This window comes from Cupriavidus sp. GW821-FHT02F09, from assembly GCF_059421605.1.
On the sequence record NZ_JBWKVH010000005.1, the window covers coordinates 300,844 to 326,039 of the forward strand.

The 25,196-nt window shown below is 66.4% G+C and carries 23 protein-coding genes; 8 read left to right on the forward strand and 15 right to left on the reverse strand.

The annotated features are described in order from the left end of the window. Nucleotides 1-149: 149 nt before the first annotated feature. Nucleotides 150-803, forward strand: coding sequence for a LysE family translocator (locus tag AC07XB_RS08755; protein ID WP_043348104.1), 654 nt, complete (start codon nucleotides 150-152; stop codon nucleotides 801-803). Nucleotides 804-848: 45 nt separating this feature from the next. Here AC07XB_RS08755 and AC07XB_RS08760 read toward each other — a convergent pair whose 3' ends face one another. From AC07XB_RS08760 to AC07XB_RS08795, 8 genes are all read right to left on the reverse strand, one after another. Then, nucleotides 849-1,493 (reverse strand): glutathione S-transferase family protein, encoded by a 645-nt coding sequence (locus AC07XB_RS08760; protein ID WP_043352127.1) that lies wholly within the window; start codon nucleotides 1,491-1,493, stop codon nucleotides 849-851. Nucleotides 1,494-1,649: 156 nt separating this feature from the next. After that, nucleotides 1,650-2,837, reverse strand: a complete 1,188-nt coding sequence (locus AC07XB_RS08765) for an aminotransferase-like domain-containing protein (protein ID WP_492375396.1) — start codon at nucleotides 2,835-2,837, stop codon at nucleotides 1,650-1,652. Between the two features lie 39 nt (nucleotides 2,838-2,876). Next, nucleotides 2,877-3,206: a DHCW motif cupin fold protein gene (locus AC07XB_RS08770; RefSeq protein ID WP_043348099.1), complete on the reverse strand. Its 330-nt coding sequence runs from the start codon at nucleotides 3,204-3,206 to the stop codon at nucleotides 2,877-2,879. 110 nt (nucleotides 3,207-3,316) lie between these two features. Continuing rightward, on the reverse strand, nucleotides 3,317-3,775 hold the full coding sequence (locus tag AC07XB_RS08775; protein ID WP_492375397.1) for a RidA family protein: 459 nt from the start codon (nucleotides 3,773-3,775) through the stop codon (nucleotides 3,317-3,319). Nucleotides 3,776-3,786: 11 nt separating this feature from the next. Beyond that, complete coding sequence (locus AC07XB_RS08780; RefSeq protein ID WP_492375411.1) at nucleotides 3,787-4,725, reverse strand: DMT family transporter; 939 nt, start codon at nucleotides 4,723-4,725, stop codon at nucleotides 3,787-3,789. 76 nt (nucleotides 4,726-4,801) lie between these two features. Continuing rightward, nucleotides 4,802-5,440, reverse strand: a complete 639-nt coding sequence (locus AC07XB_RS08785) for a LysE family translocator (RefSeq protein ID WP_492375398.1) — start codon at nucleotides 5,438-5,440, stop codon at nucleotides 4,802-4,804. Nucleotides 5,441-5,457: 17 nt separating this feature from the next. After that, entirely contained in the window at nucleotides 5,458-6,174 is a 717-nt protein-coding gene (locus tag AC07XB_RS08790) for an alanyl-tRNA editing protein (RefSeq protein ID WP_492375399.1), read from the reverse strand. A 63-nt stretch (nucleotides 6,175-6,237) separates the two neighbouring features. Then, nucleotides 6,238-6,930, reverse strand: a complete 693-nt coding sequence (locus AC07XB_RS08795) for a VOC family protein (RefSeq protein ID WP_492813716.1) — start codon at nucleotides 6,928-6,930, stop codon at nucleotides 6,238-6,240. 210 nt (nucleotides 6,931-7,140) lie between these two features. Between AC07XB_RS08795 and AC07XB_RS08800 the strand changes: the two genes are divergently transcribed. The 4 genes from AC07XB_RS08800 (at nucleotide 7,141) to AC07XB_RS08815 (ending at nucleotide 12,598) form a co-directional block, all read left to right on the forward strand. After that, nucleotides 7,141-8,562: an aminotransferase-like domain-containing protein gene (locus AC07XB_RS08800; protein WP_492375412.1), complete on the forward strand. Its 1,422-nt coding sequence runs from the start codon at nucleotides 7,141-7,143 to the stop codon at nucleotides 8,560-8,562. 168 nt (nucleotides 8,563-8,730) lie between these two features. Beyond that, nucleotides 8,731-10,644, forward strand: coding sequence for a molecular chaperone HtpG (gene htpG, locus AC07XB_RS08805; protein WP_492831089.1), 1,914 nt, complete (start codon nucleotides 8,731-8,733; stop codon nucleotides 10,642-10,644). A 129-nt stretch (nucleotides 10,645-10,773) separates the two neighbouring features. Further along, a complete protein-coding gene (locus AC07XB_RS08810; RefSeq protein WP_492831090.1) occupies nucleotides 10,774-11,292 on the forward strand; it encodes a DNA-deoxyinosine glycosylase in 519 nt (172 codons plus the stop codon). A 169-nt stretch (nucleotides 11,293-11,461) separates the two neighbouring features. Further along, nucleotides 11,462-12,598: a PLP-dependent cysteine synthase family protein gene (locus AC07XB_RS08815; protein ID WP_492375413.1), complete on the forward strand. Its 1,137-nt coding sequence runs from the start codon at nucleotides 11,462-11,464 to the stop codon at nucleotides 12,596-12,598. Nucleotides 12,599-12,627: 29 nt separating this feature from the next. Here the strand turns inward: AC07XB_RS08815 and AC07XB_RS08820 are convergent, their stop codons facing one another. Beyond that, on the reverse strand, nucleotides 12,628-13,323 hold the full coding sequence (locus AC07XB_RS08820) for a P-loop NTPase family protein (RefSeq protein WP_492375403.1): 696 nt from the start codon (nucleotides 13,321-13,323) through the stop codon (nucleotides 12,628-12,630). A gap of 261 nt (nucleotides 13,324-13,584) precedes the next feature. Here AC07XB_RS08820 and AC07XB_RS08825 point away from each other — a divergent pair, with 261 nt between their 5' ends. Both AC07XB_RS08825 and AC07XB_RS08830 read left to right on the forward strand, forming a co-directional pair. Beyond that, nucleotides 13,585-14,340 (forward strand): hypothetical protein, encoded by a 756-nt coding sequence (locus AC07XB_RS08825; RefSeq protein WP_492375404.1) that lies wholly within the window; start codon nucleotides 13,585-13,587, stop codon nucleotides 14,338-14,340. 74 nt (nucleotides 14,341-14,414) lie between these two features. After that, nucleotides 14,415-15,311, forward strand: coding sequence for a class I SAM-dependent methyltransferase (locus AC07XB_RS08830; protein ID WP_492813711.1), 897 nt, complete (start codon nucleotides 14,415-14,417; stop codon nucleotides 15,309-15,311). Between the two features lie 76 nt (nucleotides 15,312-15,387). Here AC07XB_RS08830 and AC07XB_RS08835 read toward each other — a convergent pair whose 3' ends face one another. Continuing rightward, a complete protein-coding gene (locus AC07XB_RS08835; protein ID WP_492375406.1) occupies nucleotides 15,388-17,022 on the reverse strand; it encodes an ABC transporter substrate-binding protein in 1,635 nt (544 codons plus the stop codon). Between the two features lie 258 nt (nucleotides 17,023-17,280). Between AC07XB_RS08835 and trmB the strand changes: the two genes are divergently transcribed. Continuing rightward, the gene (gene trmB, locus AC07XB_RS08840) at nucleotides 17,281-17,955 is read left to right on the forward strand and encodes a tRNA (guanine(46)-N(7))-methyltransferase TrmB (protein ID WP_492375407.1); all 675 of its coding nucleotides are present in this window, start codon (nucleotides 17,281-17,283) and stop codon (nucleotides 17,953-17,955) included. Between the two features lie 57 nt (nucleotides 17,956-18,012). On the opposite strand, the gene AC07XB_RS08845 is transcribed toward trmB, so the two are convergent. The 5 genes from AC07XB_RS08845 to AC07XB_RS08865 form a co-directional block, all read right to left on the reverse strand. Beyond that, complete coding sequence (locus tag AC07XB_RS08845; RefSeq protein ID WP_492831091.1) at nucleotides 18,013-19,215, reverse strand: DUF2863 family protein; 1,203 nt, start codon at nucleotides 19,213-19,215, stop codon at nucleotides 18,013-18,015. Between the two features lie 132 nt (nucleotides 19,216-19,347). Beyond that, nucleotides 19,348-19,494 (reverse strand): hypothetical protein, encoded by a 147-nt coding sequence (locus tag AC07XB_RS08850; RefSeq protein ID WP_170301880.1) that lies wholly within the window; start codon nucleotides 19,492-19,494, stop codon nucleotides 19,348-19,350. Between the two features lie 273 nt (nucleotides 19,495-19,767). Continuing rightward, a complete protein-coding gene (gene acnA / locus AC07XB_RS08855) occupies nucleotides 19,768-22,473 on the reverse strand; it encodes an aconitate hydratase AcnA (protein ID WP_492375408.1) in 2,706 nt (901 codons plus the stop codon). Nucleotides 22,474-22,776: 303 nt separating this feature from the next. Continuing rightward, nucleotides 22,777-24,228: a bifunctional 2-methylcitrate dehydratase/aconitate hydratase gene (locus tag AC07XB_RS08860; RefSeq protein ID WP_492831092.1), complete on the reverse strand. Its 1,452-nt coding sequence runs from the start codon at nucleotides 24,226-24,228 to the stop codon at nucleotides 22,777-22,779. Between the two features lie 128 nt (nucleotides 24,229-24,356). After that, a complete protein-coding gene (locus AC07XB_RS08865) occupies nucleotides 24,357-24,893 on the reverse strand; it encodes a hypothetical protein (protein WP_492375410.1) in 537 nt (178 codons plus the stop codon). Between the last annotated feature and the right edge of the window lie 303 nt (nucleotides 24,894-25,196).

The following is a 25,196-nucleotide window of genomic DNA, read 5'->3' on the forward strand; positions in this document are numbered from 1 at the left end:
AGTACTCCAAACCACTCGATACGCAAATGTATGCTGGCCAGGCCCGTGGTGGCAGAATGTGCCGGTCGTCCTTTTACGCCTTGGCGCTGTCGATAAGCCGGCCGACCGGGCATGAAAGGTGGCGTTCCTGTTTCTGGAGGAGCATTGCCATGCTGCACATCCTTCCCGGCGGTCACGTGCTTGCCGCTTTCCTGCTGTCCAGCCTGTTGCTTGCGGTGACGCCGGGGCCGGCGGTGATCTACATCGTTGCGCGCACGCTGTCGCTAGGCCGGCTTGCGGGCCTGGCTTCGGTGACGGCCGTGGTGTTGGGCAACCTGGTCAATGTGCTGGCGGCCGCGCTGGGGCTGGCGGCGCTGTTCGCGGTATCGTCTCTGGCCTTTGCCGTGATGAAGTACGCCGGCGCGGCCTACCTGGTCTACCTGGGGGTGCGGGCGCTGCGCGCGCGACCGGCCGCTGCTGCGCAGGCGGACCCGGCTGCTGGCAGCGCCGGGCTGCGGCGGGTGTTTCGCGATGGCTTCGTGGTGGCCTTGTTCAACCCCAAGACCACATTGTTCTTCGCGGCCTTCCTGCCGCAGTTCATGGATCCCGCCATCGCGGCGCTGCCGCAGAGCGTGGCCCTGGGCGGCACCTTCGTCCTGATCGCCGCCACCACCGATTGCTGCTATGTGCTGGCCGCGGCGGCGTTGTTGCCGCTGCTCGCGCGCGCCAGGGGCGCGCAGGCCGTGGGCCGCTACCTGACGGGCGGCGCGCTGATCGGGCTGGGGGTGCTGGCCGCGGTGTCGGGCGGGCGCAACAGCAAGTAAATCAGCCAGTAAATCAGCCAGTAAATCAGCAAATAAGGGGGCGGCTCAGACCAGCGGCAACGTCAGGATGGTGCGGGCGGCAGGCCGTGCACGCATGGCCGCTGCCCAGCGCTCAAGGTGCGGGCGGGGCTGGTGTGTGACCGGCAGGCCCAGCCAGCGGTGGGCGGCGCAGGCAACCGGGATGTCGGCCATGGTGAAGCGGTCGCCGCAGATGAACTCACGCTGCGCCAGGGCTTCGTCGAGCCGGGCCGCGAGCGGTTCGGTGCGTTCCAGGGAGCGGGCGATCAGGTCGGGGTCGCGCTGCTCGGCGGGCAGCCGCACCAGGTGGCGGAATGCGTCGACCATGGCCGGGCTGAAGGCGTTGGTCTGCCAGTCCATCCAGCGGTCGGCCAGCGCGCGCGCCTTGACGTTGCCGGGCCACAGGGTGTCCTCGCCGTCGTGCGCGCACAGGTAGCGCACGATGGCGTTGGATTCCCACAGCACAAAAGGCTCGCCGCCCACGTCGGTGCCGCGGAAATCCTCGATCACCGGGATGCTGCGGTCGGGGTTGAGCCGGACATAGGCCTCGGTGTCGAGGTCGCCCTCGCTGACGCCAATGTCGATGCGTTCGTGGTCCAGGTGCAGCTCGCGCGCGCACCAGACCACTTTTTGCACGTTGATCGATGAGAGTCGACCCCAGATACGCAGCACGAAACCCTTCTCCTCAAGGCGTGGGCCGCGCATGCGCAATGCCTGCGCGTTCGCGGCCCGGACTGACAGGCGATGGCCATTATCTTGCCATGAAGCCCGCCAGCCCGGTATCAGTCAGGAGACGTATCCGTGCCACGCGTGTCGCTCAAGCGACGCTCAGGCGGCCTTGGCTTGCGGCGCGTGCTTGGCGATGGCTTCGCGGAACAGCGTGCCGAGGATGGCCACGCCTTGCTCGATGCGCTCCGGCGCCACCGTGACAAAGGCCAGGCGCAGCGCATTGCGGCGCGGGTTGCTGGCGTAGAACGGCGCGCCCGGCACATAGGCCACATTGCGCTTGACCGCTTCTTGCAGGATCTCCATGCTGTCCAGGCCCTCGGGCAGCTCCATCCAGATGAACATGCCGCCTTCCGGCGCGTTCCAGGTCACGCCTTCCGGCATGTGGCGCGCGAGCGAATCCAGCATGGCCTGGCACTGCGCCGCGTAGAGCGTGCGGATGGTGGGGATATGCGAGTCCAGCAAGCCATCGCGCACCACTTCATAGGCAAGGCGCTGGGTGAAGCTGGGCGTATGCAGGTCCGACGCCTGCTTGGCCTGGCACAGCTTGAAGTGCAGCTCGGGCGGGGCGATCACAAAGCCCAGGCGCAGGCCGGGGGCCAGGATCTTGGAGAACGAGCCCATGTAGATCACGCCGTCGGGGTTCATCGACAGCAGGCTCGGCAACTGGTCGCCGCGATAGCTCAGTTCGCCGTAGGGATCATCCTCGACCAGCAGCACGCCGAGCTCGCGGGCGCGGGCCACCAGGGCCTGGCGGCGCTCCAGCGGCATGCGCCGCCCGGTGGGGTTCTGGAAGTTGGGCAGGGCGTAGAGGAAGCGCGCGCCAGCGGTCAGCTCGGGCGTGAGCGATTCCGGCAGCAGGCTCTTGTCGTCGCCCGGCACCGAGACGAACTCGGGCTCGAACAGCGAGAAGGCCTGCAGCGCGCCAAGGTAGCTGGGCGTTTCCACCAGCACCGGGCTGCCCGGGTCGATCAACACCTTGGCGATCAGGTCCAGCGCCTGCTGCGAGCCGGTGGTGATCAGCACGCGCTCCACATCCACGTGATGGCGCTTGGCGATGAATTCGCGCAGCGGCATGTAGCCTTCGGTGGCGGCGTACTGCAGGGCGGCTTGCGGGTTGTCGGCGAAGATCCGGGCCACCGCCTGTTCCATGGCCGCTACCGGGAAGGTGGCCGGCGACGGCAGGCCGCCCGCGAAGGAAATAACTTCCGGACGCTCGGTCACTTTCAGGATTTCGCGGATAGCCGAGCTGGTCAGCTGTTGCGCCCGGCGGGAAATGGCCCAGTTCATGATGTTCTCTTGGTGTGTGGGGAGTCGGGTTGGCTCGACTCAGTCAACGATAAAAAGCCGCGCCCCGGTCGGGGTGGACGAACGGTGCGGCTCGGCCTGGTCGGCGACCTGGTAGCTCGTGCCCGCGCGGAGCACGAAATGCCGGCCGTCTTCCAGCTCGGTATGCAACTCGCCTTCCAGCACAAAAAGGATGTGCCCTTTGGTGCACCAGTGATCGGCGAGATACCCGGCAGAATACTCCACCATGCGAACGCGGATGTCGCCGAACTGGCGGGTGCGCCAGAGGGCTTCCCCGGTGTCGCCGGGGTGGCGGGTCGGGGTGATGTCGGACCAGTCGGTGGTGCCGAAAGGCAGGTTGTCGATGCGCATGGGTGGGCGGTGCCTTCAGCTGGTTGGGCGCAGGGCGGGGGTATCCCCCGGTCCCTGGCCTGACTTCAATTCACTTGGTTCTGCCTGCTCGCTTCTCGCTTCACGCCGGCTTACTTCACTTCGACGATCATCTCGATCTCGACGCAGGCGCCCAGCGGGACCTGCGCTACGCCAAAGGCGCTGCGGGCATGCTTGCCGGCTTCGCCGAAGACTTCCGCCAGCAACTCCGAGGCGCCGTTGGTCACCAGGTGCTGCTCGGTGAAGTCTTCCGTGGAGTTGACCAGGCTCATCACCTTGACGATGCGGGTGACGCGGTCCAGGTCGCCGCCCAGGTGGGTGTTCAGCGTGGCCAGCAGGTCCACGGCGATGGCGCGAGCGGCAACCTTGCCGTCTTCGGTGCCAAGGTCCTTGCCCAGCTTGCCTACCCAGGGTTTGCCATCCTTGCGGGCAATGTGGCCCGAAAGGAACACGGTGTTGCCGGTTTGCGCGGCCATGACGTAGGCGGCGGCCGGTGCGCCAGCGGTCGGCAGTGCGATGCCGAGGCGGGCAAGGGTGTCGTGAACGGACATAGGGTCTCCAGTCAGAGGGATCGTGCCGTAGGGGCAGGGTGGGGTTCTTCGGCGGCGGGCGCGGGCATGGGACTCGCGGGGGCGCTGCGCACGGCGGTCCGGCGGCCCAGGGCTACCACGCCGATCACCGCCACCGCAAACGCCAGGGTGACGGCATCAAGCGGTTCGGCCAGCAGCAGGGCGCCGCCCGCCAGCGTGAGGAACGGCTGCAGCAATTGTATCTGCCCGACGCGCGCCACGCCGCCTTTTGCGAGCCCGGCGTACCAGAACAGGAAGCCGATGAACATCGAGAATACGGAAACATAGCCCATGCCGAGCCAGGCGCGCGGCGAGGCGGCTGCGATCTGGCCGGCATGCGCAAGCCCCAGCCAGGCCACCACCGGCAGCAGCAGCGGCAGTGCCACGGCCAGCGCCCAGCTGATGGTTTCCAGCCCGCCAAGCTCGCGCGACAGCTTGCCGCCCTCGGCATAGCCCAGCGCACCCAGCACCATCGCTGCGAACAGCAGCCAGTCGGCATGCTGCAGCCCGCCGGCGCCTTGCCACAGGGCAAAGGCGACCACCAGCGCACTGCCGGCGGCGGCCGACAGCCAGAACGCCGGCGATGGCCGCTCGCGGCCGAACCAGGCGGCGAAGACCGCCGTGGCCAGCGGCAGCAGGCCGGTAATGATGGCGCCGTGGCCGGCCGGCACTTCACGCATGGCCAGTGAGGAAAACAGCGGAAAGCCCACCACCACGCCCAGCGAGGTGACCCCCAGGCGCCACCACTGGCCGCCCCGGGGACGGCGCGCGCGGGCGAACGCGCCGCGCTGCCACAGCAGCACCAGCGCCAGCAGCGCCGCCACCACCGCACGGCCGAGCGCGACGAAGGTGGCGTCCAGCTCGGCCACCGCCATGCGCGTGAAGGGCAAGGTCTGGCTGAACACGGCCACGCCGACTAAGCCGAGCAGCATGCCGCCGCCGTGGGTGTCGGCAGGGGCGCTAGCGATGGGTTGGACAGAGGTGGTTTTGGCAGCCATGGCGTTTGAATTAGTGCAGGGTGGGCCGGCCAGCCAGCGCAATCCACAGCGCCGTGAGTGCCAGCGCCAGGCCCATTGCGCGGTTGAACCAGCGGATGCGGTGGCCAACCTGCAGCCATTGCCGCAGCGTGGCGCCAATCACGCCGTACACGCCATTGCTGACAAAGCCGAACACGCCGAACACCGCGCACACCAGCACGGCCCGATGCACCGGCGACTGCGCGCCTGCCATATACGAGGCGGCTGTAGCCAGCGCCAGCATCCACGCCTTGATATTGGCGTACTGCAGCACGGCCGACTGCCACACCGACAGCGGGCGCAGCACCTGCTTGTCCGACAGCACGGTACTGCGCGCCAGTTTGAGCGCCAGCCACAGCAGGTAGAGCACGCCGGCGGCATGCACCAGCAGCGCTAGCGCCGGGCTGGCCAGGATCAGCGCGCCCACGCCCGCCGCGCACAGCGCCAGGATGCTGGCAAAGCCGAACGCGACGCCCACGCAGTGCGGCAGCGTGGCGCGCAGGCCAAAGTTGGCGCCGGTGACCGCGGCAATCGTCGTGTTGGGGCCGGGCGTGAAGGCGCCGACTGCCATGAGCGACAGCAGCGCGGCGAACTGGGCGGCCGACAGCCCGGTGAGCAGAGCGGGATCCATCTATCATCCTGCCACTCTCACGCAGCGAACTGCACGACCACGCGGCGGTTGGTGCGGCTCTTCTTCTCGATCTTGGTCACCAGCACGGCGCCGATCTCGCCGGTGGCCGCCACATGGGTGCCACCGCAAGGCTGGCGGTCCACGCCGGGGATGTCGATGATGCGGATGACGCCGCTGCCCGCGGGCGGCGCCGCGCCCACCGTGCGCACCAGCTCGGGCTGCTCGGCGAGTTGCTCGGACGTGATGCGCTCCACCTGCACCCGGCTGTCGGCGCCGATCAGCGCATTGAGCTGCTCGGTGAGCACGGCCTTGTCGAGCGTGGATTCCGGCAGGTCGAAGTCGATGCGCGCCGAGTCGGGCGAGATGCCGCAGCCGGTCACTGGCACCGGGATCAGCGAGCCCAGCAGGTGCAGGCAGGTATGCAGCCGCATCAGCCGGTGGCGGCGCTCCCAGTCGATCGTGACGGCCACGATGTCGCCCGCCTCCGGCAGCGCCGTACCCGGCGCCGGGACGTGCAGGATATGGCTGCGGTCCGGGGCGTACACGGTTTCCAGCAGTGCGATGGTCGCGCCGTTGGCCAGCTTGAGCGTGCCGGTATCGCCCGCCTGGCCGCCGCTGCGCGCGTAGCACACGGTCTGGTCGAGCTCGATGCCGTCAGCGTGAACGGCTACCACGGTGGCGGTGCAGCTGCCGAGATAGGCGTCGTCGTCGAAGCGTTTGCGGGTGGCGGACATCAGAGGGGCTCCTTGGCGGTTGTTCTAGTTGTGACAGATTTTTTTTGTCTTGCGGCGTGCGGCTCAGCGCAGCGTGCGCACGCCATCGGGCGTTTCTATCTCCGCGCTCAGTTCCGCGAGCGTGGATGCTTCCGGGACGAACCGGGTGCCGCCCAGCCATTGCAAGGCCTCCGCGAGCCGCGCGGCCTGTGGATGGCGTGCCCGCAGCGAGCGCAGCGCCAGGCCCTGGTTCGGCAGCCGGGACGACGGATGGGTCGAGACATCCCACTGGATCAGCGTGGGGAGGATGCCGTCGCCCGGCGTCGCCGGGCCGTCCGTGCCATCCGCATCGTCAGCCGGCCACGCGGGCAGGCTGCCGTCTTGCGGCACGGTGATGCGCCAGCGCAGGTCGCCACGGGTCATCGGGATGACCGGCGGGATGCGCGTGGGGTACTGCGCCTGCCACAGGGACAGGTCGGTGGGGCGTTCCACCCGCGCGACCCAGTGCATCAGGAAGGGACCATGGCGCAGCCGGGCCTGCACTGCCTCGGTGTCCAGGCCAAACCAGCGCGGCCGCGTGGGGGCCGGTGCCTCGGGGTCGATGGCGATGACTTCCAGGTAGATGCCGCCGAACAGGCCGAGCAGGCAATTGTGGGTGCCCATGCCAGGGTGCGCGCCGCCCGGCTGGGGCGTCACGCCGAGCGCGTCGGCGACATGCTGCGCCCCCGCTTCAAGCGTGGGGGCGGCGATCACGAGATGGTCGAGGGCAATTGTCATTGTGTGTTGATGGTAGACAAGGTTGTCGGTACAGTACCGATACAGTTATGCAGAACATTCTCAGTACAGTGGCGGGAGCAAGGCATGAACAGCAGGGAACCGGTTGCGCCAGGGCTCAAGGATAAAGGAGCCGGGGCAGGCAAGCAGGAGGGCGCGGCTTTCCACGCTGGCGAAGAGGCTGGCGAGCAGGTGCGCTCATTGCGCCTGGTCATGCCGCCCCCCACCGAGCGCATGCCCGACCCTGTGCCCTCGGCGCAGATGACGCTGGTGGAGCAGTTGACCGAGTGGGCGCGGCTGCGCATCGACGAGCGGGTCTTTCGCGCCGGCATGCGCATGCCCTCGATTCGCCAGCTTGCGCAGGAAAAGGGCATCTCGCGCTTCACCGTGGTCGAGGCCTATGAGCGGCTGGTGGCGCTGGGCTACCTCGAATCCCGCCGCGGCTCGGGCTTCTACGTGCGCGAGCGCACGCCGCAAGTGGTGCCGGTGGCCCCGGTCTCGACCGGCGCGCGCAACATCGACGTAACCTGGCTGCTGCGCAGCATGTTCCACTCGACCGAGCCGCATAAGTCTCCGGGGATGGGCTTCCTGCCCAACGACTGGCTCGACGGCGACCTGATCGCCAGCGCGCTGCGCGGGCTGGGCCGCCAGCCGGGCAGCCATTTCCTGGCCAGTGGCACGCCGCAGGGCTTCCTGCCTTTGCGCCAGCAACTGCGCAACCGCCTGGCCGAACTGGAGATCGGCGCCACCCCCGAGCAGATCGTGCTTACCTCCGGCATCACCCAGGCGCTCGACCTGATCGCGCGGCTCTACCTGCGCCCCGGCGACGCCGTGCTGGTGGGCGACCCGGCGTGGTTCGTCATGTTCGGCCGCTTCGCCGCCCAGGGCGCGCAGCTGATCGGCATGCCTTACACTGCCGAGGGCCCGGACCTGGAGGCGCTGGAGCGCATCCTGCAGGCGCGCCGCCCGCGCCTGATGGTGATCAACTCGGTGCTGCACAACCCCACCGGCACCTCGCTGTCGGCCGCCAAGGCCTTCCAGCTGCTGCGCCTCGCCGAGCAGTACGACCTGCTGATCGTCGAGGACGACATCTATTGCGACCTGTGCCCGCCAGGTCACTCCGCCACCCGGCTGGCCAGCCTGGACCAGCTGCGCCGGGTGATCTACCTGGGCAGCTTTTCCAAGACGCTGGCCGCCAACCTGCGTGTGGGCTTTATCGCCGCCCATCCGGAGCTGGTCGCCAGCCTGACCGACAGCAAGCTGCTGGCGGGCCTGGCCTCGCCGGAGATCAACGAGCGCGTGCTGTACAAGGTGTTGACCGAAGGCCATTACCGCAAGCACGTGGAGCGCGTGCGCAACCGGCTTGACCGGGCGCGCGACGAGACCCGGCGCACCATCGAGCGGATGGGCCTGTCGCTCTTTGCAGGCCAGCACGCCGGCATGTACCTGTGGGCGGACACCGGGCGCGATACCAACGCCATCGCCGTCGCCGGGCATGAGGAGGGCTACCTGTTCGCCCCCGGCAGCTTGTTCTCGCCGTCGCAGATGCCGTCCGGCTGGATGCGCTTCAATGTGGCTAGCAGCCAGGACCCTGCCATGCTGGCCTTCCTGGCGCGCCAGCTGGAGCGGCGCTAACCGGGGCCTAACCTGGTCCTAGCCGGGCCATGTCTTGAAAACCGGTCGGATGCCCTTATGTCTCGGGTCACCGGCCTGACGCCGGCCCGCAGCCCCCGGCTGCCGGCCCGTCACATTGCCTAGATTCCCAAATCAGCCAAGTTTGCCAAGATTGTTAAGAGGAGAACCATGACCGCACCGCACGAGACGATGAGCTTCCAGGCGGAAGTGAAGCAACTGCTGCACCTGATGATCCACTCGCTGTACAGCAACAAGGAAATTTTCCTGCGCGAGCTGGTTTCGAATGCTTCCGACGCCACTGACAAGCTGCGCTTCGAGGCGATTGCCAACCCGGCCCTGCTCGAGAACGACGCCGACCTGGCGATCCGCATCGAGGCCGACGCCAAGGCCCGCACGCTGAAGATCACCGACAACGGCATCGGCATGAGCCGCGACGAGGCGATCCGCAACCTTGGCACCATCGCCCGCTCGGGCACCAAGGAATTCTTCCAGCAGCTCTCCGGCGACCAGCAGAAGGACGCCGCCCTGATCGGCCAGTTCGGCGTGGGCTTCTATTCGGCGTTCATCGTGGCTGACAAGGTCACCGTGGAAACGCGGCGCGCCGGCCTGCCCGCCAGCGAAGCCGTACGCTGGGAAAGCGCAGGCGACGGCGAGTTCACCGTCGATGCCATCGATCGTGCCGAGCGCGGTTCCACCATCACGCTGCACCTGCGCGAAGGCGAGGACGATTTCCTCTCCGCCTGGAAGATCAAGGGCATCATCCAGAAATATTCCGACCACATCTCGCTGCCGATCCGCATGCCCAAGGAAGTCTGGGATGCCGAGACCAGCGCCTACAAGGACACGGGCGAGTGGGAGAGCGTGAACCAGGCCAGCGCCCTGTGGACCCGCTCCAAATCGGACATCACCGAAGCGCAGTACACCGCTTTCTACCAGCACATCGCGCACGACAACGAAGCGCCGCTGGCCTACACCCATAACCGCGTCGAAGGCCGCAGCGAATACACGCAGCTGCTGTACGTGCCGGCGCGTGCGCCGTTCGATATGTGGGACCGCAACCACAAGGCCGGCCTCAAGCTCTATGTGAAGCGCGTCTTCATCATGGACGATGCCGAGCAGTTGCTGCCGGCATACCTGCGCTTCGTCAAGGGCGTGGTGGATTCGGCCGACCTGCCGCTCAACGTCTCGCGCGAACTGCTGCAGGAAAGCCGCGACGTGAAGGCCATCCGCGAAGGCTGCACCAAGCGCGTGCTGTCGATGCTGGAAACGCTGGCGGACAGCGAGGACGAAGCCGAACGCGCCAAGTACACCACCTTCTGGCAGCAGTTCGGCCAGGTGCTCAAGGAAGGCCTGGGCGAAGACGCCGCCAACCTGGAGCGCATCGCCAAGCTGGTGCGCTTTGCCTCCACGCATCAGGACAGCGCCGAGCAGAGCGTGGCGCTGGCTGCCTACGTGGGCCGCATGAAGGAAGGCCAGGACAAGATCTACTACGTCACGGCCGATAGCTGGGCCGCGGCCAAGTCGAGCCCGCACCTGGAAGTGTTCCGCAAGAAGGGCATCGAAGTCCTGCTGCTGACGGACCGCGTGGACGAATGGATGCTGTCCTTCCTGCGCGAGTTCGATGGCAAGGAACTGGTCTCGGTGGCACGCGGCGACCTGGAGCTTGGCGCGCTGGCCGACGCCGACGAGAAGGCCGAGCAGGAAAAGGCCGAAGGCGACTGGAAGGACGTGCTGGAACGCGCCAAGGCTGTGCTGGATGGCAAGGCCAAGGACGTGCGCGTCACGCTGCGCCTGACCGAGTCGGCATCCTGCCTGGTGTCGGACGAAGGCGACATGAGCGGCTACCTGCAACGCCTGCTGAAGCAGGCCGGCCAGAAGGCGCCCGACGCCCAGCCCATCCTGGAGCTGAACCCCGACCACGCGCTGGTGAAAAAGCTGCGCGCGCTGGTAGAGGCCGGTCCCACGGACGACGCCTTCGGCGACCGCGTGCACGTACTGTTCGACCAGGCCCTGCTGGCCGAGGGCGGCACGCTCGAAGACCCCTCGATCTACGTGCAGCGCGTCAATAAGCTGCTGGCGTAAGCGTAGCGGGTTTGCTCCCTCTCCCGCCTGCGGGAGAGGGACCGGGAGAGGGCGGGCGCCGGCAGCAAGCATGATGCATGCAAGCCGCGCAGGCGCCCGTCCTCCCCCGGGGCCAAGTACACTCACCCCATGCCCGTCCCATCTCCCGCATCCCCTCTGGTTCTCCCCCCCGATCTACAGCAAGGCCTTGCACCGGTCATCGATCGGCACATCCGCGTACTGGTGCTGGGCAGCTTTCCCGGCGCGGCGTCGCTGGCGGCGCAGCAGTATTACGCGCATCCACGCAACCAGTTCTGGCCGCTGCTGGGCGCGCTGACCGGCGAGCCCCTGCCTGCTTTGCCTTACGCCGATCGTTTGGCGCGGTTGCTGTCCCACGGCATCGGCGTGTGGGATGTGCTCGGCGCCTGCGTGCGCGAGGGCAGCCTGGACAGCAATATCCGCCATCCGCAGGCCAACGACTTCGTGCGGCTCAAGGCGCTGGCGCCTGCGTTGCGCCGCGTCGGCTTTAACGGCGGTACGTCGGGTCGTTTCGCCGCGCAGTTTGAGGCGGCAGGCTATGAGACTGTGGTGCTGCCCTCATCGAGCCCGGCACATGCGGCGCGCAATTTTGAGCAGAAGCTGGCGTTGTGGCGTGCGCTGCTGAACTAAGCGCTGATATTCGTGCCGGCGGGCAAGCCGTCGGCTGCCGTAGAGGGGCAAATTACCGCAGAGCCGCTCGGGCGTCTATGATCGAAATCTCGATATGCCAACCGGCGCGAAGCCGCGCCGGGCGCCCAAGGCTGTTGTTTTGTTCGCAGTCATTTCAGTGAAGGTTCCCATGCCACGCTCTGACTGGACCCGCGAAGCGATTCGCAAGATCGAAGCCGACTTCAACCGCTGCGCCGATACGCACCTGATTCCGCTGGACCTGCCGGGATATCCGCAAATCCGCTTCTATTTCAAGGATGAATCCAGCCATCCGACCGGCAGCCTGAAACATCGCCTGGCGAGATCGCTGTTTCTCTACGCGCTTTGCAATGGCTGGCTGAACGAAAAAAGCACCGTCGTGGAGGCGTCCAGCGGCTCGACGGCCATCTCCGAAGCCTACTTTGCCAGGCTGCTCGGCTTGCCCTTCGTTGCGGTGATTCCGGCGGGTACCTCAAGGGCGAAAATCGAGGCGATCGAATTCTATGGCGGGCGCTGCCAACTGGTTGCCAATCCGGCGGACATCTATACGGAATCGCACTGCATAGCGGTGGAAACCGGTGGCCATTTCATGGACCAGTTCACCTATGCGGAGCGTGCTACCGACTGGCGCGCCAACAACAATATCGCCGAGTCGATTTTCAAGCAGATGGCTGACGAGGAATACCCGGTTCCGACGTGGCTCGTGGCCAGCGGAGGCACCGGTGGCACCGTCGCAACATTGGGCCGCTACGTTGCCTACAGCCGGCATAGAACCCGCATTCTTTGCGCCGACCCGGAGAACTCCGTATTTTTTGACTATTTCAAAAGCATGCTGGCGGGCCAGCCGGACAGCAGCCTGAGCCTGGACGTCGGCTCGCGGATCGAGGGCATCGGCCGCCCGCGTGTCGAGCGCTCCTTTATTCCGACGTGCATCGATGCGATGCTCAAGGTACCCGATGCCTTGTCCTTTGCCGCGATGCGCTATCTGGCCGCGCGCTTCGGCCGTCGCGTGGGCGGCTCGACAGGCACCAACTTCGTCGGTGTGCTGTACCTGGCCGAGCGGATGGCGGCGGCGGGCGAGCAGGGCGCCATCGTCGGCTTGCTGTGTGATAGCGGTGAACGCTATGGCAATACTTACTATGATGATGCATGGTACCGGGCGCAGGGAATTCCCGTCGCGCAGCCCGATGCCCTGATCGCTCGCGCAGTCAACGGCGAACCGCTGCTGACACGGCAGGCTCATGCGGGGATCGAGGCTGCGGGGCTTGGGGTTCAGGACGCATCCTAGCTGCCGAGATCAACTGCCAGCGATTCCACTCACAACGCCAGCGCAGCCATCTCCCCATAGGCCCGGTTCAGCCAGACCTTGACGCGCTGGCGCTCCAGCATGCCGAGCCCGGTGGCGGCGCGCTCCGGATGATTGACCGCGGCCCAGAAGCTGGTGCTTTGCTGATCGATCTTCTGCATGGTCGTATCGGGCAGGTGGCGTAGCGTCATCACGCTGGCGCCCAGCGCTTCGGCGCGGGCGCGTTCGCCCGAGGCTTCCAGGATCTCGAAGCGATCGCCGCGGACTTCATTGAGGACCAGCACCAGCTTGATGCGGCCGCCGAACTGGTCAAGCCACTGGCGCAGCAGGTCGACCGAGTCGCGGCCCGCATCCATCACGTGCCACCAGGTGAGCGTCAGGCCATGCGCTTCGGCCAGCGCCAGCACGTCGGCGTCGTCCATCCATTTTGCTAGTGCGTGCTGCGTCTGGGCCGCGAGGTCGACCAGGATGCGCCGCTGCGGGTCTTCCACGGCGTGCTCGATAATGGGGTCCAGGCTGTCGTGCTTGTCCAGCACGGCGGGCGCGGCAAAGTCGGCATAGAAGCGCAGCAGGGCGCCGTGCGACTTGTCGGTGTCGAAGCCCAGGAACGGCATGCTCCGGTCGATAAAATGCTGGGCTAGCAGGCGGGCGACGAGCGATTTGCCGACGCCGCCTTTTTCACCACCGATGAAGTGGATGTAGCTCATATCTGCGGATCCTTTGTCGTGGGGGCCAGGTTTGGGGGGAGCGTCTCGGGCCTTGGTAAGGCAAGCCAGGCAGGTATGCCAGGAAGCCAAGCGCAGAACGTAAGCGCAGAACGTAGACGCAAGACAGCCTTACCGTAAAAGGCATTTGTGACAGTAGCAAGTAGCATGCCGCATCGGGCACCCCGGCCGCATCTGTCACAATCACGGCTGTGCATGCCGGTGGGAAGGCCGCCGGCCAACGCTTTGCAGGATAGATAGACAATGCCGTATCTAGGAATTGGTTTTCACGTCATCATCGCCGTGTTCTTCGCCGTGCACGCGGTGCGCACCCAGCAGAACATGTACTGGCTGCTGATCCTGTTTGCCTTCCCGGGCCTGGGCAGCGTGGTGTATTTCTTCGCCATCTACCTGCCCGGGCTGCGCCAGACGCGGGGTGCGCGGGCCGCCAAGCGCGCCATTGGCCAGTTGGTCGACCCCAACCGCGCGGTGCGCGAGGCGCGCGACGCGTTCGACCGCGCGCCCACCGTCGATCACCGCATGCGCCTGGGCGCCGCCTTGCTCGAGGCCGGCGAGTCCAAGGCTGCGCTGGAACACTATGAGGCCGCCGCCAGCGGGCCGTTCGCCACCGACCCGGCGCTGCTGCTGGGGTTGGCGCGCGCGCAGTTCGCCACCGGTGGCCATGCCGCTGCCGTGGCGGCGCTGGAGCGCTTGTTCGCCTCCCAGCCCCAGGCCCGCCAGCAAGCGGACCCTGCATTGCTGTACGCTCGCGCGCTGGCCGCGTCGGACGCGCCCGGCACGCGGGCTGCATTCGAGCAGGCGCTGACTTGCGCCAGCGATGCCGCCGCGCGGTGCCTGTTTGCCGACTGGCTGACGGCCCGCGGGGAACCGGCCGACCGCGAGCGCGCCCAGGCGCTGTACGCGGAGATCGTGCACGACGGCAAGCACTGGCCGCGCCACGCCCGCGAGCACAACCGGGAGTGGCTGCAGCGTGCCCAGGGCGCGCTCGGCAAAGCCTGATCCCGGGTCGATCCGAACTGACTTACGTGCGGCCCCGCTGGGCGGCACGCTTACACGCATTCTTCCTGACCACCATGACTCTTCTCAAACGCAAATCGATTGAAGCCGTGGCCTCGCGCCGTCCCGCGCGCGGCGCGCGCAGCCCTGAGGACGGACGCGGCGCACGCAGCGCGCAAGCTGCGCAGCGCGAGGAAAAGCGCATGACCCCGCGCTTCGCGCCGGTGACCTTCTCCGAGATGGACGGTGTGCGCTACCTGCATTTCGGCACCGAATGGGTGCAAGGCGCCATGCGCCTGCGCAAGCCCGATGCCATCGAGCTGGAGTACGCGCAGCAGATGATGGCGTGGCTGTTGTTCCTGTCGCCCTCGGCGCCGGAGTTTCACGTGACGCAGCTGGGCCTGGGCGCGGCTGCGCTCACCAAGTTCTGCCATCGCCAGTTCAGCCGCGCGCGGGTGACGGCGGTGGAGCTCAACCCGGCCGTGATCATTGCGGGCCGCAGCATGTTCGGCCTGCGTGAAGACGACGAGCGCCTTACCGTGCGGGAGCAGGATGCGTGGGATTACGTGATGGATGGCGCGCACACCGGCGCGCTGGATGTGCTGCAGGTGGACCTGTATGACGCCACCGCGCGCGGGCCGGTGCTTGACACCACGGCGTTCTACAAGGCGTGCCGCCGTGTGCTCAAGGCGCCGGGCGTGATGACGATCAACCTGTTCGGCGATCACGACAGTTTCCCGAAGAACATCGTGCGGATCTGCGAAGCGTTTGATAACCGCGTGCTGGTGTTCCCCGAAGTGCACGACGGCAATGTCATTGCGCTTGCCTTCAATGGGCCGGCAATCGATGTGTCGTGGGACGTGCTGGAGATTCGCGCGAAGGTGCTGGAGGATACGACCGGGTTGCCGGCGCGCGAATGGGTGAAGGGTTTGCGCGCGGCGAACGCAAACCAGGAAGACGGCCTGCGGATCTGATTCAAGCTGCCAGGTAGGTGGCGGCGCCGGGTTCAACACCCAACGCCGCCTCGCGAAACGCCTCTCTGCCTCTCTCTTACTGCTTGTGGAAGAACTGCGCCAGCGACCACTCGTCGGTGCGCGCTTCGTACTTCAGGTCCTTGCGCATGGCCCACATCGCCAGCTGGCTGTGCGAGGGGATGATGGCGTGGTCGGCCAGGGCGAACCTGGCTGCGGCGCGGGCGTTTTCCTCGCGGGCCTTGTCGCTGGTCACCGTGGTCAGCGATTTCTCGATCAGCTGGTCGAGCTGGGTATTGCTGTATTTGCCCCAGTTCCACGTGCCGTATCCCGTCTTGGGGTTCGGCGTGCCGGTGATCGATCGCAGCGCCACGTCGGCCGCTGCCGAGCCCCAGCCCAGCATCTCGAACGCAAAGTCGCCCTGGCGCGCACGGGTGAAGTACGCGGCTACCGGTAGCGTTTCCACCTTGGTCTGGATGCCGATGCGCGTGAGCATGCTGGCGGTGGCCTGTGCCACGGCAGCATCGTTCAGGTAGCGGTTGTTGGTGGCGTGCAGCGTCAGGCCGAACCCATCCGGATAGCCCGCCGCGGCCAGCAGCTTCTTGGCGCCTTCGGGGTCATAGGCCTCTGGCTTGGTGCCGGGGTGGCCGAAGATCTGCGGCGAGACGATCGACGAGGCCGGCACGGCCAGGCCTTCCATGATGCGGCTGACGATGGCGTCGCGGTTCAGCGCGCGGCTGATGGCGGCACGCACGCGTGCGTCCTTGAAGGGGTTCTTGCCCAGCGGCTTGCCGGCCTTGTCGGTGACGTAGGGCGGGTTGTCGCGCGACTGGTCCATCTGCCAGAAGATGGTGCGCCACGAGACCTGCTGCTCGATGCGGAACTTGGGGTTCTGCCTGAGCTTGGCCACGTCCGCGGACGGCACGCTTTCGATCACGTCGACGTCGCCGGACAGCAGCGCCGCGCTGCGCGCGCCGTTGTCCGTGATGATGCGAAAGATCGCGCGATCCCATTCCGTCTTCGGGCCCCAGTAGTCGGGGTTCTTCGCCATCACGATTTCCTGCCCGCGCGCGAAGCGCACGAACTTGAATGGGCCGGTGCCGATCATCGCCTTGCCGGAGTCGAAATCCGCCTGGCTCAGTGTGGCAGCTACCTTCTTCGGCATGATCGGCACGCTGTTCAGGTCGTTGGCCAGGTTGGCGTAGTTCGGCACGCTCATGGTCAGGCGCACGGTCAACGGGTCGGGCGTGTCGATGCGCGCGATCGGCTTGGTGTAGCTGGTGAAGGAACCCGGGCTGTTGGTGAGCTTGTCGGGGCGCTCGAGCGAGGCCTTGACGTCTTCGCTGGTAAACGGCGTGCCGTCATGCCATTTCACGTTGGGGCGCAGCTTGATTTCCCAGGTGATGGCGTTGACCGGTTTCCACGACAGCGCCAGGCCGGGGATGTAGCGGGCATTCTTGTCGAGGAACACCAGCGACTCGAAGATATGCAGCGCGATGGCGTTGTTGGGGCCGGAGTTGTTCCACTGCGGGTCCATCGAGGTCACGTCGGCGGACAAGCCGATGCGCAGGTCTTCGGCCTGCGCCGCACCGGCGGGCAACAGCATCAGCGCGGCACTGCCGAGCGCGAGCGCGGCACCGGCTTGCAGCAGCGCGCGGCGCGGCATCATGGCGGCGAGGCTGGAGGTGTGGCGTGTGCGGCGTGTGGCGGTCATCGGGATGCGCTCCTCGTACGGGCCGTCGCCAGGATGGGATGGCGGCGGCGGGTTCTCAGATGGGGTGGCGGGTCACGCTTGGGCGGCCCGCTGGTTCACCCCGGTTGCCCGCATTGTGCCGTCAAAACGACATCTGCGTGCGACATCGACGTCATATCCTTATGCTCGCAGCAGTGGATGGCATTTGTCCACGCCCGTCGCCAGCGCCGCATGCCCCGGCGATCCCGCAGCGCTCGGCAGCCGGGTAGAATCCCGCCCATGTTTGCCAACTCCCGCACCATCACCTCGGCCCAGGCCGATGTCCACGACCACCTCGAGGCGCGCCTTGCCCGCCACCTGGCCGAGCCCTTTCGCAAGCCGATCGGCGAGCCGAGCCGGCGCGCGCTGGATCTTGCGTTGCAGCAATGGCAGCAGGCCGGAGCGGCCCCGCTGATCCTGGACGCCGGTTGCGGCGTGGGGGAGAGCACCTTGCGCCTGGCCACGGCGTTCCCCGGGCATTTCGTGATCGGCGTGGATCAGTCGGAGAAACGGCTGACCGGGGGCAAGGACTGGTGGGATGGCCCGATGCCGGCCAATTTTGCCTGGGCGCGCGCGGACCTGGTCGACGTCTGGCGGATGCTGCAGTCGGATCACATCGCGGTGGATCGCCATTACGTGCTGTATCCCAATCCCTGGCCCAAGATCGGCCACCTGGGGCGGCGCTGGCAAGGCCATGCGGTGTTCCCGGCGCTGGCTGCGTGCGGCACGTACCTGGAGTGCCGCAGCAACTGGCAGGTCTACATCGACGAGTTTGCCCAGGCCCTGGCGCTGGTCGGCCGGCCAGCGCAGGTCGAGCTGTGGCAGCCGGCCGAGGCCATCACGCCGTTCGAGCGCAAGTACGCGGCCTCCGGTCATGCGCTGTGGCGCTGCGTCAGCCCGGCGGCCGCCGGCTGAAGGAAAAACGGCCCGCGCAAGGCGGGCCGTTGGTCGGGCAGGGCGAAGCGACGCAGCTCAGTGGAACAGCGGCTGCTGCGTGGGCGCGTCTTCCGGCAACTCGGCGTGGACGATCTCGCCAGAGCGGTCGGCGTAAAGCGGCGTGCCGCAGTCTTCGCAATACTCGGGGTCGAACAGCGCGGCGTGGCGGAAGATGTCTTCCACCCCGGCGTTGCGCAGTTCCTCGCAGATCTGCTCCAGCGGGTTGTCCTTCTCGCTGGCATCGATCTCGTCGGACTCGCGGCCATACACCGGCCAGACGATGCCGTAGATCACATCCTTCTCGCCGCGCATGGTGAAGCCCACGCGGTATTCCTCGACTTCTTCCTCGCCGAATGCCGCGACCACGGCCGCCATCTGGCCGGCCGGCACGTCCAGCGTGCCGCACAGGTAGTTGACGGCAGCGCGCACGGTCAGCGGGCGGATGCTCTTGTCGGATTCGCGGCAGGACAGGAAGAAGGCGTCGGGTAGCAGCAGGTCGAACTCACAGCCGGGCATTAGCAGCGCGATCGACGGCTGCACCTGGGTGCGCCATTGCTCCAGGCAGACGCTGCGCTCGGCATGGTGCTCCTTGGCGTCTTCCTGCCAGCGGAACAGGGCCTGCTCGTGCGGTGCCACCACCACGGCCAGCAGGTAGCGCGGATCGGCCAGGATCGGCGCGGTTTCCGGCAGGTCGCGCAGGTCGACCTTGGGCGTGGTACCGGCCATGGCGGCCGATACCAGCTTGTAGGTCAGGGCAAAGGTGTCGCTGTGCGTGCGCGGCAGCTGGTCGATGCTGTACAGGTAGGGCGACAGCGCCATCTTGGTGTTGGCCGCCAGCACATGCGCCTGCATGTGCACAGCCAGCGTCTGCGACAGCTCGGGCTTGAGCGCGCCGGACGGGATGGCGTAGCGGGTGTGGGCCAGGATGGGCGCGGCGATCAGCAGGGCGTCGTAGCTGACGCCGTCGATTTCGACGGTAGCCGATTCGGCGAGGGTCTCGGCTTGCTCGGCGAGCACGTCGGAGGCGTCGGCGTTGTGCTTGAACAGGTGTTCGAGCGCTGCGTCGAGCGCGGATTGGCTGCCGTTCTTCAGGAGCCGGCCCAGGCGTTGCGAAAGACGCCGCTCCCAGTAGCCATCCTCCATGCGGCTGCCCGAGGCATCGAGCGCAAGCGCATCGGCCACCAGACGCTCGGCGTCAGGCGAAAGACGTTGGGAAGCCTTGGGGCGAAAACCTGCCATAAGTCGAAATCATCCGTTTTTCGGTAAAACGGTATTCTACTCGCTGCGTTGACAAAAAAAGCCGCCTGGGGGCCGGGCGGCTGTATTGCATTGCGTCAGGCAGCGCCGCGCAGCGGCGGAACCGACCGGGTTTCACTTCTGCGCGGGCGCTTGCGCAGCCTCCGGCGCGTGGGTTTCCACGCCGTGCTGCTCGCCGCCCATCGAGATGTCGCCGCCCTTTGACAGCATATACAGTGCCGCGCCGGCAATGACGACGAATGCGATGAAAATCTTTGCCATGATGTCTCCTGTGCGTTTCAGGCGGGGTTGGCCGGCATGGCTGTCCCGCGCAAGGCGTTTTCTTTGTGGATGACGGGCAGTTTGGCAGGGCAGCCTTGCGTGGAACTTACACCGGCCAACACTTGGGGTAAGCCCGGTACAAGCGACGGCTGATGCGCTTTAGGGCCAGCGCGGATGGCGCCCCAAAGAAAAACGCCACTGGCCATGGCCTCCGAAAGAGGCGCAGAGCCAGCGGCGTCACCCCTTGGCCCCGAAGGGCCAGGGTTGCTCCGGTCAGGCAGCCAGCAGCTGACGCAGCACGAACGGCAGGATGCCGCCGTGGTTGTAGTAGTCGACCTCGATCGGGGTGTCGATGCGCAGCAGCACCGGCACGCGCTGCACGTCGCCATTGGCGCGCTTGATCACCAGCGTCACGTCCTGCTGCGGCTTCAGTTCGCCTTCGATGCCTTCGATGTCGAAGGTCTCGTCGCCGATGATGCCGAGCGTCTGCACGCTGTCGCTGCCCTTGAACTGCAGGGGCAGCACACCCATGCCGACCAGGTTGGAGCGGTGGATGCGCTCGAAGCTGCGCGTGATCACGGCCTTCACGCCGAGCAGCTGGGTGCCCTTGGCCGCCCAGTCGCGCGACGAGCCCGTGCCGTACTCTTCGCCGCCGAACACCACGGTGGGCGTGTCCTCGGCGATGTACTTCATGGCGGCGTCGTAGATCGACAGTTCTTCGCCGGACGGCTGGTGCAGCGTCACGCCGCCTTCCACGCGGGAGCCGTCGGCCTTGACGGGCAGCATCAGGTTCTTGATGCGCACATTGGCAAAGGTGCCGCGCATCATGACCTCATGGTTGCCGCGGCGCGAGCCGTAGCTGTTGAAGTCCGCCTTGAGCACGCCGTTGGCCAGCAGGTACTTGCCCGCGGGCGACGATTCCTTGATGGAGCCGGCCGGCGAGATGTGGTCGGTGGTCACGGAGTCGCCGAAGACGCCCAGCGCGCGCGCATTGCGCACGCTCGACTGCGTGGCGGCCGGCTCCATGCCGAAGCCGTCGAAGAAGGGTGGCTCGGCGATATAGGTGGACTTCGGCCAGTCGTAGACCTGGCCCTTGGTGCCCTTGACCTTGGCCCACAGCTTGCTCGGCTTCTTGACCTGCTCGTAGTTGATCTTGAACACCTTCGAGTCCATCGCGAACTTCATCAGCGCGTGGATTTCTTCCGAGGTCGGCCAGATGTCGCCCAGGTAGATCTCGCGGCCGCCCTTGCCCGTGCCCACCGGCTCGGTCATCAGGTCGCGCGTGACGTTGCCGGCGATGGCGTAGGCCACCACCAGCGGCGGCGAGGCCAGGAAGTTGGCGCGGATGTTCGGGTGGATGCGTGCTTCGAAGTTGCGGTTGCCCGACAGCACGGCGGCGGCCACCAGGTCGTTCTTGGTGATGACCTCGTTCAGTTCCGGCGTCAGGTCGCCGGCGTTGCCGATGCAGGTGGTGCAGCCGTAGGCGGTCACGCCGAAGCCCAGCTTTTCCAGATACGGCAGCAGGCCGGCGGCTTGCAGGTATTCCGTTACCACGCGGCTGCCAGGGGCCAGCGACGTCTTGATGTGCGGCGCCACCTTGAGGCCGGCTTCCACCGCCTTCTTGGCCAGCAGGCCGGCGGCCAGCAGCACGCTCGGGTTGGAGGTATTGGTGCAGGACGTGATGGCGGCGATCAGCACGTCGCCGCTCTTCACATCGAGGCCGTCGGTCGTGGTGTAGGTCCGGTCCAGGTCGGCGATGTCCTTGTTGAAGCCGTTCTCGGCGGTCGGCTTGGCGAACAGCGAGGCAAAGGTGGACTTGACGTTGCCGATCTCGATACGGTCCTGCGGGCGCTTGGGGCCGGCCAGCGAGGGGGCCACGGTGCCCAGGTCCAGCGTGACCACATTGGTGTAGTCGATTTCGCCGGCCTTGGGCACGCCGAACATCTTCTGGGCACGGAAATAGCCCTCGAAGGCGGCAATTTCTTCTTCGGTGCGGCCGGTGCCCTTGAAGTAGTCAATGGTTTTCTCGTCGACCGGGAAGAAGCCCATGGTGGCGCCGTACTCCGGTGCCATGTTGCCGATGGTGGCGCGGTCCGGCAGTGCCAGGCTGGCCGTGCCTTCGCCGAAGAACTCGACGAACTTGCCGACGACCTTCTCGCGGCGCAGCATTTCGGTGATGGTGAGCACCAGGTCGGTTGCCGTCACGCCTTCGCGCAGGCGGCCCTTCAGTTCCACGCCGACCACGTCGGGCGTCAGGAAATAGACCGGCTGGCCCAGCATGCCGGCTTCCGCCTCGATGCCGCCCACGCCCCAGCCCACCACGCCGATGCCGTTGATCATGGTGGTGTGGCTGTCGGTGCCGACCAGGGTGTCGGGGTAGTACACGCCGTCCTTCTTGTGCACGCCGCGGGCCAGGTACTCCAGGTTCACCTGGTGCACAATGCCGAAGCCCGGCTGCACCACGCCAAAGGTATCGAAGGCCTGCATGCCCCATTTCATGAACTGGTAGCGCTCGTTGTTGCGCTGGAACTCCAGTTTCATGTTCAGGTCCAGTGCGTTCTTCTCGCGGAAGTGGTCAATCTGCACCGAGTGGTCGACCACCAGGTCCACGGGAACCAGCGGCTCGATCTTCTTGGGGTTCTTGCCCATCTTCTCGGCCACGTTGCGCATGGCGGCCAGGTCGGCCAGCAAGGGCACACCGGTGAAATCCTGCAGCACCACGCGTGCCACCACGAAGGGGATCTCGTCGACACGCTCGGCGACGGGTTTCCAGTGGGCGAGCTGCCTGACGTGCTCCTCGGTGACCTTCTTGCCGTCGCAGTTGCGCAGCACGGATTCCAGTACGACGCGAATCGATACCGGCAGGCGCTCGACCGCCACGCCTAGTGCCTTGCCCAGTTGCGGCAGGGAGTAGAACTGGCCCTTGCTCGACGGGCCGATCTTGAATTCTTTCAGAGTCTTATTGAGATTGTGGGGCATTGCCTTACTCCAATCGAAGGATGGTGCGGACTTGCTTGGACTCGTAAATCGTAAATCGTCTATTGCCGCCGGCTGCCGGAGAAGCAGGGTTGCCGCGCGGCGCGCGGCGCGGTTTTGCGCGCCGTGTTCATGCCTACTGCCCTTCTTGCTGATTGATCTTGCAGGACTGCTTTGCTGCCCAATCGCTAAACCAAGGTACGTGCCGCGTGGATTTTAGGCCAAGGCGTCTGCCGCCGTCAGCCCCCGTTGGCTTTGGCGCGCGCAAATCGGCCCTGTTTTTTTTGCTCAGGCCGCTCAGATCATTCAGATCACGTACAGGTCGACATACTCATTGACCGGCATGGCCTCCAGGCGCGCCTGGTCCAGCGACACCGCCAGGATCGCTTGCTGCTGCCTGGCCGGAAAACGGCGGGCGAGGTTGGTCTTGAACTTCTCCACCAGCAGTGGGATGCCCTCGTCGCGCCGGCGCTTGTGGCCGAGCGGGTAGTCCACCACGACTTCGGGCAGCACCGTGCCGTCGTCCAGCGTCACGGTCAGCGCATTGGCGATGGAGCGCTTCTCCGGGTCGTGGTAGTCGGCGGTGAACTGCGGATCCTCCACGCACACGATCTTGTCGCGCAGGGCGTCGATGCGCGGGTCCGCCGCCATCTTGTCTTCATAGTCCTCGGCGGTCAGCCGGCCGAACAGCAGCGGTACCGCCACCATGTACTGGATGCAGTGGTCGCGGTCGGCGGGGTTGGCCAGCGGGCCTTTTTTGTCGATGATGCGGATGCAGGCTTCGTGGGTGCGGATGGTGACCTGCCTGATCTGCGCTGCCGTCTTGCCCGCGGCGCACAGCTGGCCGTGCAGGGTCATGGCGGCCTCTACCGCGGTTTGCGAGTGGAATTCGGCCGGGAAGGCGATCTTGAACAGCACGTTCTCCATCACGTAGGTGCCATACGGGCGCTGGAACCTGAAGGGCTGGCCCTTGAACAGTACGTCGTAGAAACCCCAGCCCTTGGCGCTCAGCACCGAGGGATAGCCCATCTCGCCGGTCCGGGCGATCAGCGCCAGGCGCACCGCGCGGCTGGTGGCGTCGCCGGCGGCCCAGCTCTTGCGGCTGCCGGTATTGGGGGCGTGGCGGTAGGTGCGCAGCGCTTGCCCGTCGACCCAGGCAAGGGACACCGCGTTGAGGATTTCGTCACGGGCCAGACCGAGCATCTGGGCAACCACGGCGGCGGAAGCCACCTTGACCAGCACCACGTGGTCCAGGCCCACCTTGTTGAAGGCGTTTTCCAGCGCGATGCAGCCCTGGATCTCATGGGCTTTGATCATGCCGGTGAGCACGTCCTTCATGGTCAACGGCTTGCGCCCGGCGGCCACGTTGTTGCGCGAGAGCCAGTCGGCGGTGGCGAGGATGCCGCCGAGGTTGTCGGACGGGTGGCCCCATTCGGCGGCCAGCCAGGTGTCGTTGAAATCGAGCCAGCGGATCATGGCGCCGATATTGAAGGCGGCCTGGATCGGGTCGAGCTGGAATTGGGTGCCGGGCACCTTGGCGCCGTTGGGGACCACCGTGCCGGGCACGATCGGGCCCAGCAGCTTGGTGCAGGCCGGATACGACAGGGCTTCCAGGCCGCAGCCTAGCGTGTCGATCAGGCAGTTGCGGGCCGTGTCGTAGGCAAGCGCGCTCTTGACCTGATACCTGGTGACGTAGTCGACGATGTCGGCCATGACCGGGTCCGGTTCAGGGCGGACGTTCGAAATAGGCGCGGACATGGGATCCCCTCGGATATTTGTGCTTCCTGGTGCCCATGGGGCCGTAGCCGGACGATGCCAGGTTACGGCCCCTTACTACTGATTACCGCTTACTGCTCTTACTGCTCTTATTGCTTATAGGTTGGTGCTTACTGCTTGGGCGCGGCCGGTGCCTGGGAGGCATCGGCTGCCGGTGCCGACGGGGCGATCAGCAACGGGGTGGCTACCGGAGCGCGCAGCGCGCCTGCCTGGGTCGGGGCCGAGCCGCCAGCCTGCATGTCCGCGGTCTGGCACTCGTCGGCCAGGCGCTGGCCGGCGTTCTTGTTGAACAGCATGGCCTTGCTCGGGATCACGACCAGGTCCAGGCCGGAGCGGGCGTCGAAGTAGCGGTCGGCGCCGGTTACGGTGGACAGGCGGGGCAGGCGGTATTCCTTGCCCTCCCAGTTCACGGTGATGACTTCGTCGCGCTGCATGTTGCCACCGATGTACAGGACATGGCCCAGTTCGCACTGCCATTTTTCGCCACTGGGGACGACTGCGGGTGCTGCTGCCGCGGTCTTCTTGGTGTGCTTCGCAGGAGCCTTCTTGGCGGGAGCGGCCTTCTTGGCCGGTTCCTGGGCCATCGCAACACCGGCGGTGGTCAGCGTAAATGCGCCGATGCAGGCGGCGAGGACAAGTTGCTTCATTCTGTGGGTTCCTTCTGGAGTTGGGTCAATGGCGGTGGCTTGCCGGCAAGGCCGGCAGCCATATCCGCCGCTATTCTCTACGATTTGAAAGTCGGGGCGTAGTGCCCCTACCATCCGTTACATAATTCGGTGTAGCCCAGGCCGGGCAAGGGGGCGCCTTCGCTACATGGCAAGGCGGTTTGCGGCCCGCCCAGCCTATTTCCGTTTTCCGATCGGCACGAACTTGAGGTTTTCCGGCCCGGTGTAGTTGGCGCTGGGGCGGATGATCTTGTTGTCGATGCGTTGCTCGATGATATGCGCAGC

What these genes read in the sequence shown, in the direction of transcription:
- AC07XB_RS08765 (WP_492375396.1), bottom strand. Translation starts at nt 2,837, where the DNA reads ATGAACTGGGCCATTTCCCGCCGGGCGCAACAGCTGACCAGCTCGGCT.
- AC07XB_RS08860 (WP_492831092.1), bottom strand. Translation starts at nt 24,228, where the DNA reads ATGTCCGCGCCTATTTCGAACGTCCGCCCTGAACCGGACCCGGTCATG.
- AC07XB_RS08830 (WP_492813711.1), top strand. Translation starts at nt 14,415, where the DNA reads ATGACTCTTCTCAAACGCAAATCGATTGAAGCCGTGGCCTCGCGCCGT.
- AC07XB_RS08850 (WP_170301880.1), bottom strand. Translation starts at nt 19,494, where the DNA reads ATGGCAAAGATTTTCATCGCATTCGTCGTCATTGCCGGCGCGGCACTG.
- AC07XB_RS08780 (WP_492375411.1), bottom strand. Translation starts at nt 4,725, where the DNA reads ATGCTGCTCGGCTTAGTCGGCGTGGCCGTGTTCAGCCAGACCTTGCCC.
- AC07XB_RS08770 (WP_043348099.1), bottom strand. Translation starts at nt 3,206, where the DNA reads ATGCGCATCGACAACCTGCCTTTCGGCACCACCGACTGGTCCGACATC.
- AC07XB_RS08865 (WP_492375410.1), bottom strand. Translation starts at nt 24,893, where the DNA reads ATGAAGCAACTTGTCCTCGCCGCCTGCATCGGCGCATTTACGCTGACC.
- AC07XB_RS08785 (WP_492375398.1), bottom strand. Translation starts at nt 5,440, where the DNA reads ATGGATCCCGCTCTGCTCACCGGGCTGTCGGCCGCCCAGTTCGCCGCG.
- AC07XB_RS08755 (WP_043348104.1), top strand. Translation starts at nt 150, where the DNA reads ATGCTGCACATCCTTCCCGGCGGTCACGTGCTTGCCGCTTTCCTGCTG.
- trmB (WP_492375407.1), top strand. Translation starts at nt 17,281, where the DNA reads ATGTTTGCCAACTCCCGCACCATCACCTCGGCCCAGGCCGATGTCCAC.
- AC07XB_RS08790 (WP_492375399.1), bottom strand. Translation starts at nt 6,174, where the DNA reads ATGTCCGCCACCCGCAAACGCTTCGACGACGACGCCTATCTCGGCAGC.
- AC07XB_RS08810 (WP_492831090.1), top strand. Translation starts at nt 10,774, where the DNA reads ATGCCCGTCCCATCTCCCGCATCCCCTCTGGTTCTCCCCCCCGATCTA.
- AC07XB_RS08845 (WP_492831091.1), bottom strand. Translation starts at nt 19,215, where the DNA reads ATGGCAGGTTTTCGCCCCAAGGCTTCCCAACGTCTTTCGCCTGACGCC.
- AC07XB_RS08815 (WP_492375413.1), top strand. Translation starts at nt 11,462, where the DNA reads ATGCCACGCTCTGACTGGACCCGCGAAGCGATTCGCAAGATCGAAGCC.
- AC07XB_RS08835 (WP_492375406.1), bottom strand. Translation starts at nt 17,022, where the DNA reads ATGACCGCCACACGCCGCACACGCCACACCTCCAGCCTCGCCGCCATG.
- AC07XB_RS08820 (WP_492375403.1), bottom strand. Translation starts at nt 13,323, where the DNA reads ATGAGCTACATCCACTTCATCGGTGGTGAAAAAGGCGGCGTCGGCAAA.
- AC07XB_RS08800 (WP_492375412.1), top strand. Translation starts at nt 7,141, where the DNA reads ATGCCGCCCCCCACCGAGCGCATGCCCGACCCTGTGCCCTCGGCGCAG.
- AC07XB_RS08825 (WP_492375404.1), top strand. Translation starts at nt 13,585, where the DNA reads ATGCCGTATCTAGGAATTGGTTTTCACGTCATCATCGCCGTGTTCTTC.
- acnA (WP_492375408.1), bottom strand. Translation starts at nt 22,473, where the DNA reads ATGCCCCACAATCTCAATAAGACTCTGAAAGAATTCAAGATCGGCCCG.
- AC07XB_RS08775 (WP_492375397.1), bottom strand. Translation starts at nt 3,775, where the DNA reads ATGTCCGTTCACGACACCCTTGCCCGCCTCGGCATCGCACTGCCGACC.
- AC07XB_RS08795 (WP_492813716.1), bottom strand. Translation starts at nt 6,930, where the DNA reads ATGACAATTGCCCTCGACCATCTCGTGATCGCCGCCCCCACGCTTGAA.
- htpG (WP_492831089.1), top strand. Translation starts at nt 8,731, where the DNA reads ATGACCGCACCGCACGAGACGATGAGCTTCCAGGCGGAAGTGAAGCAA.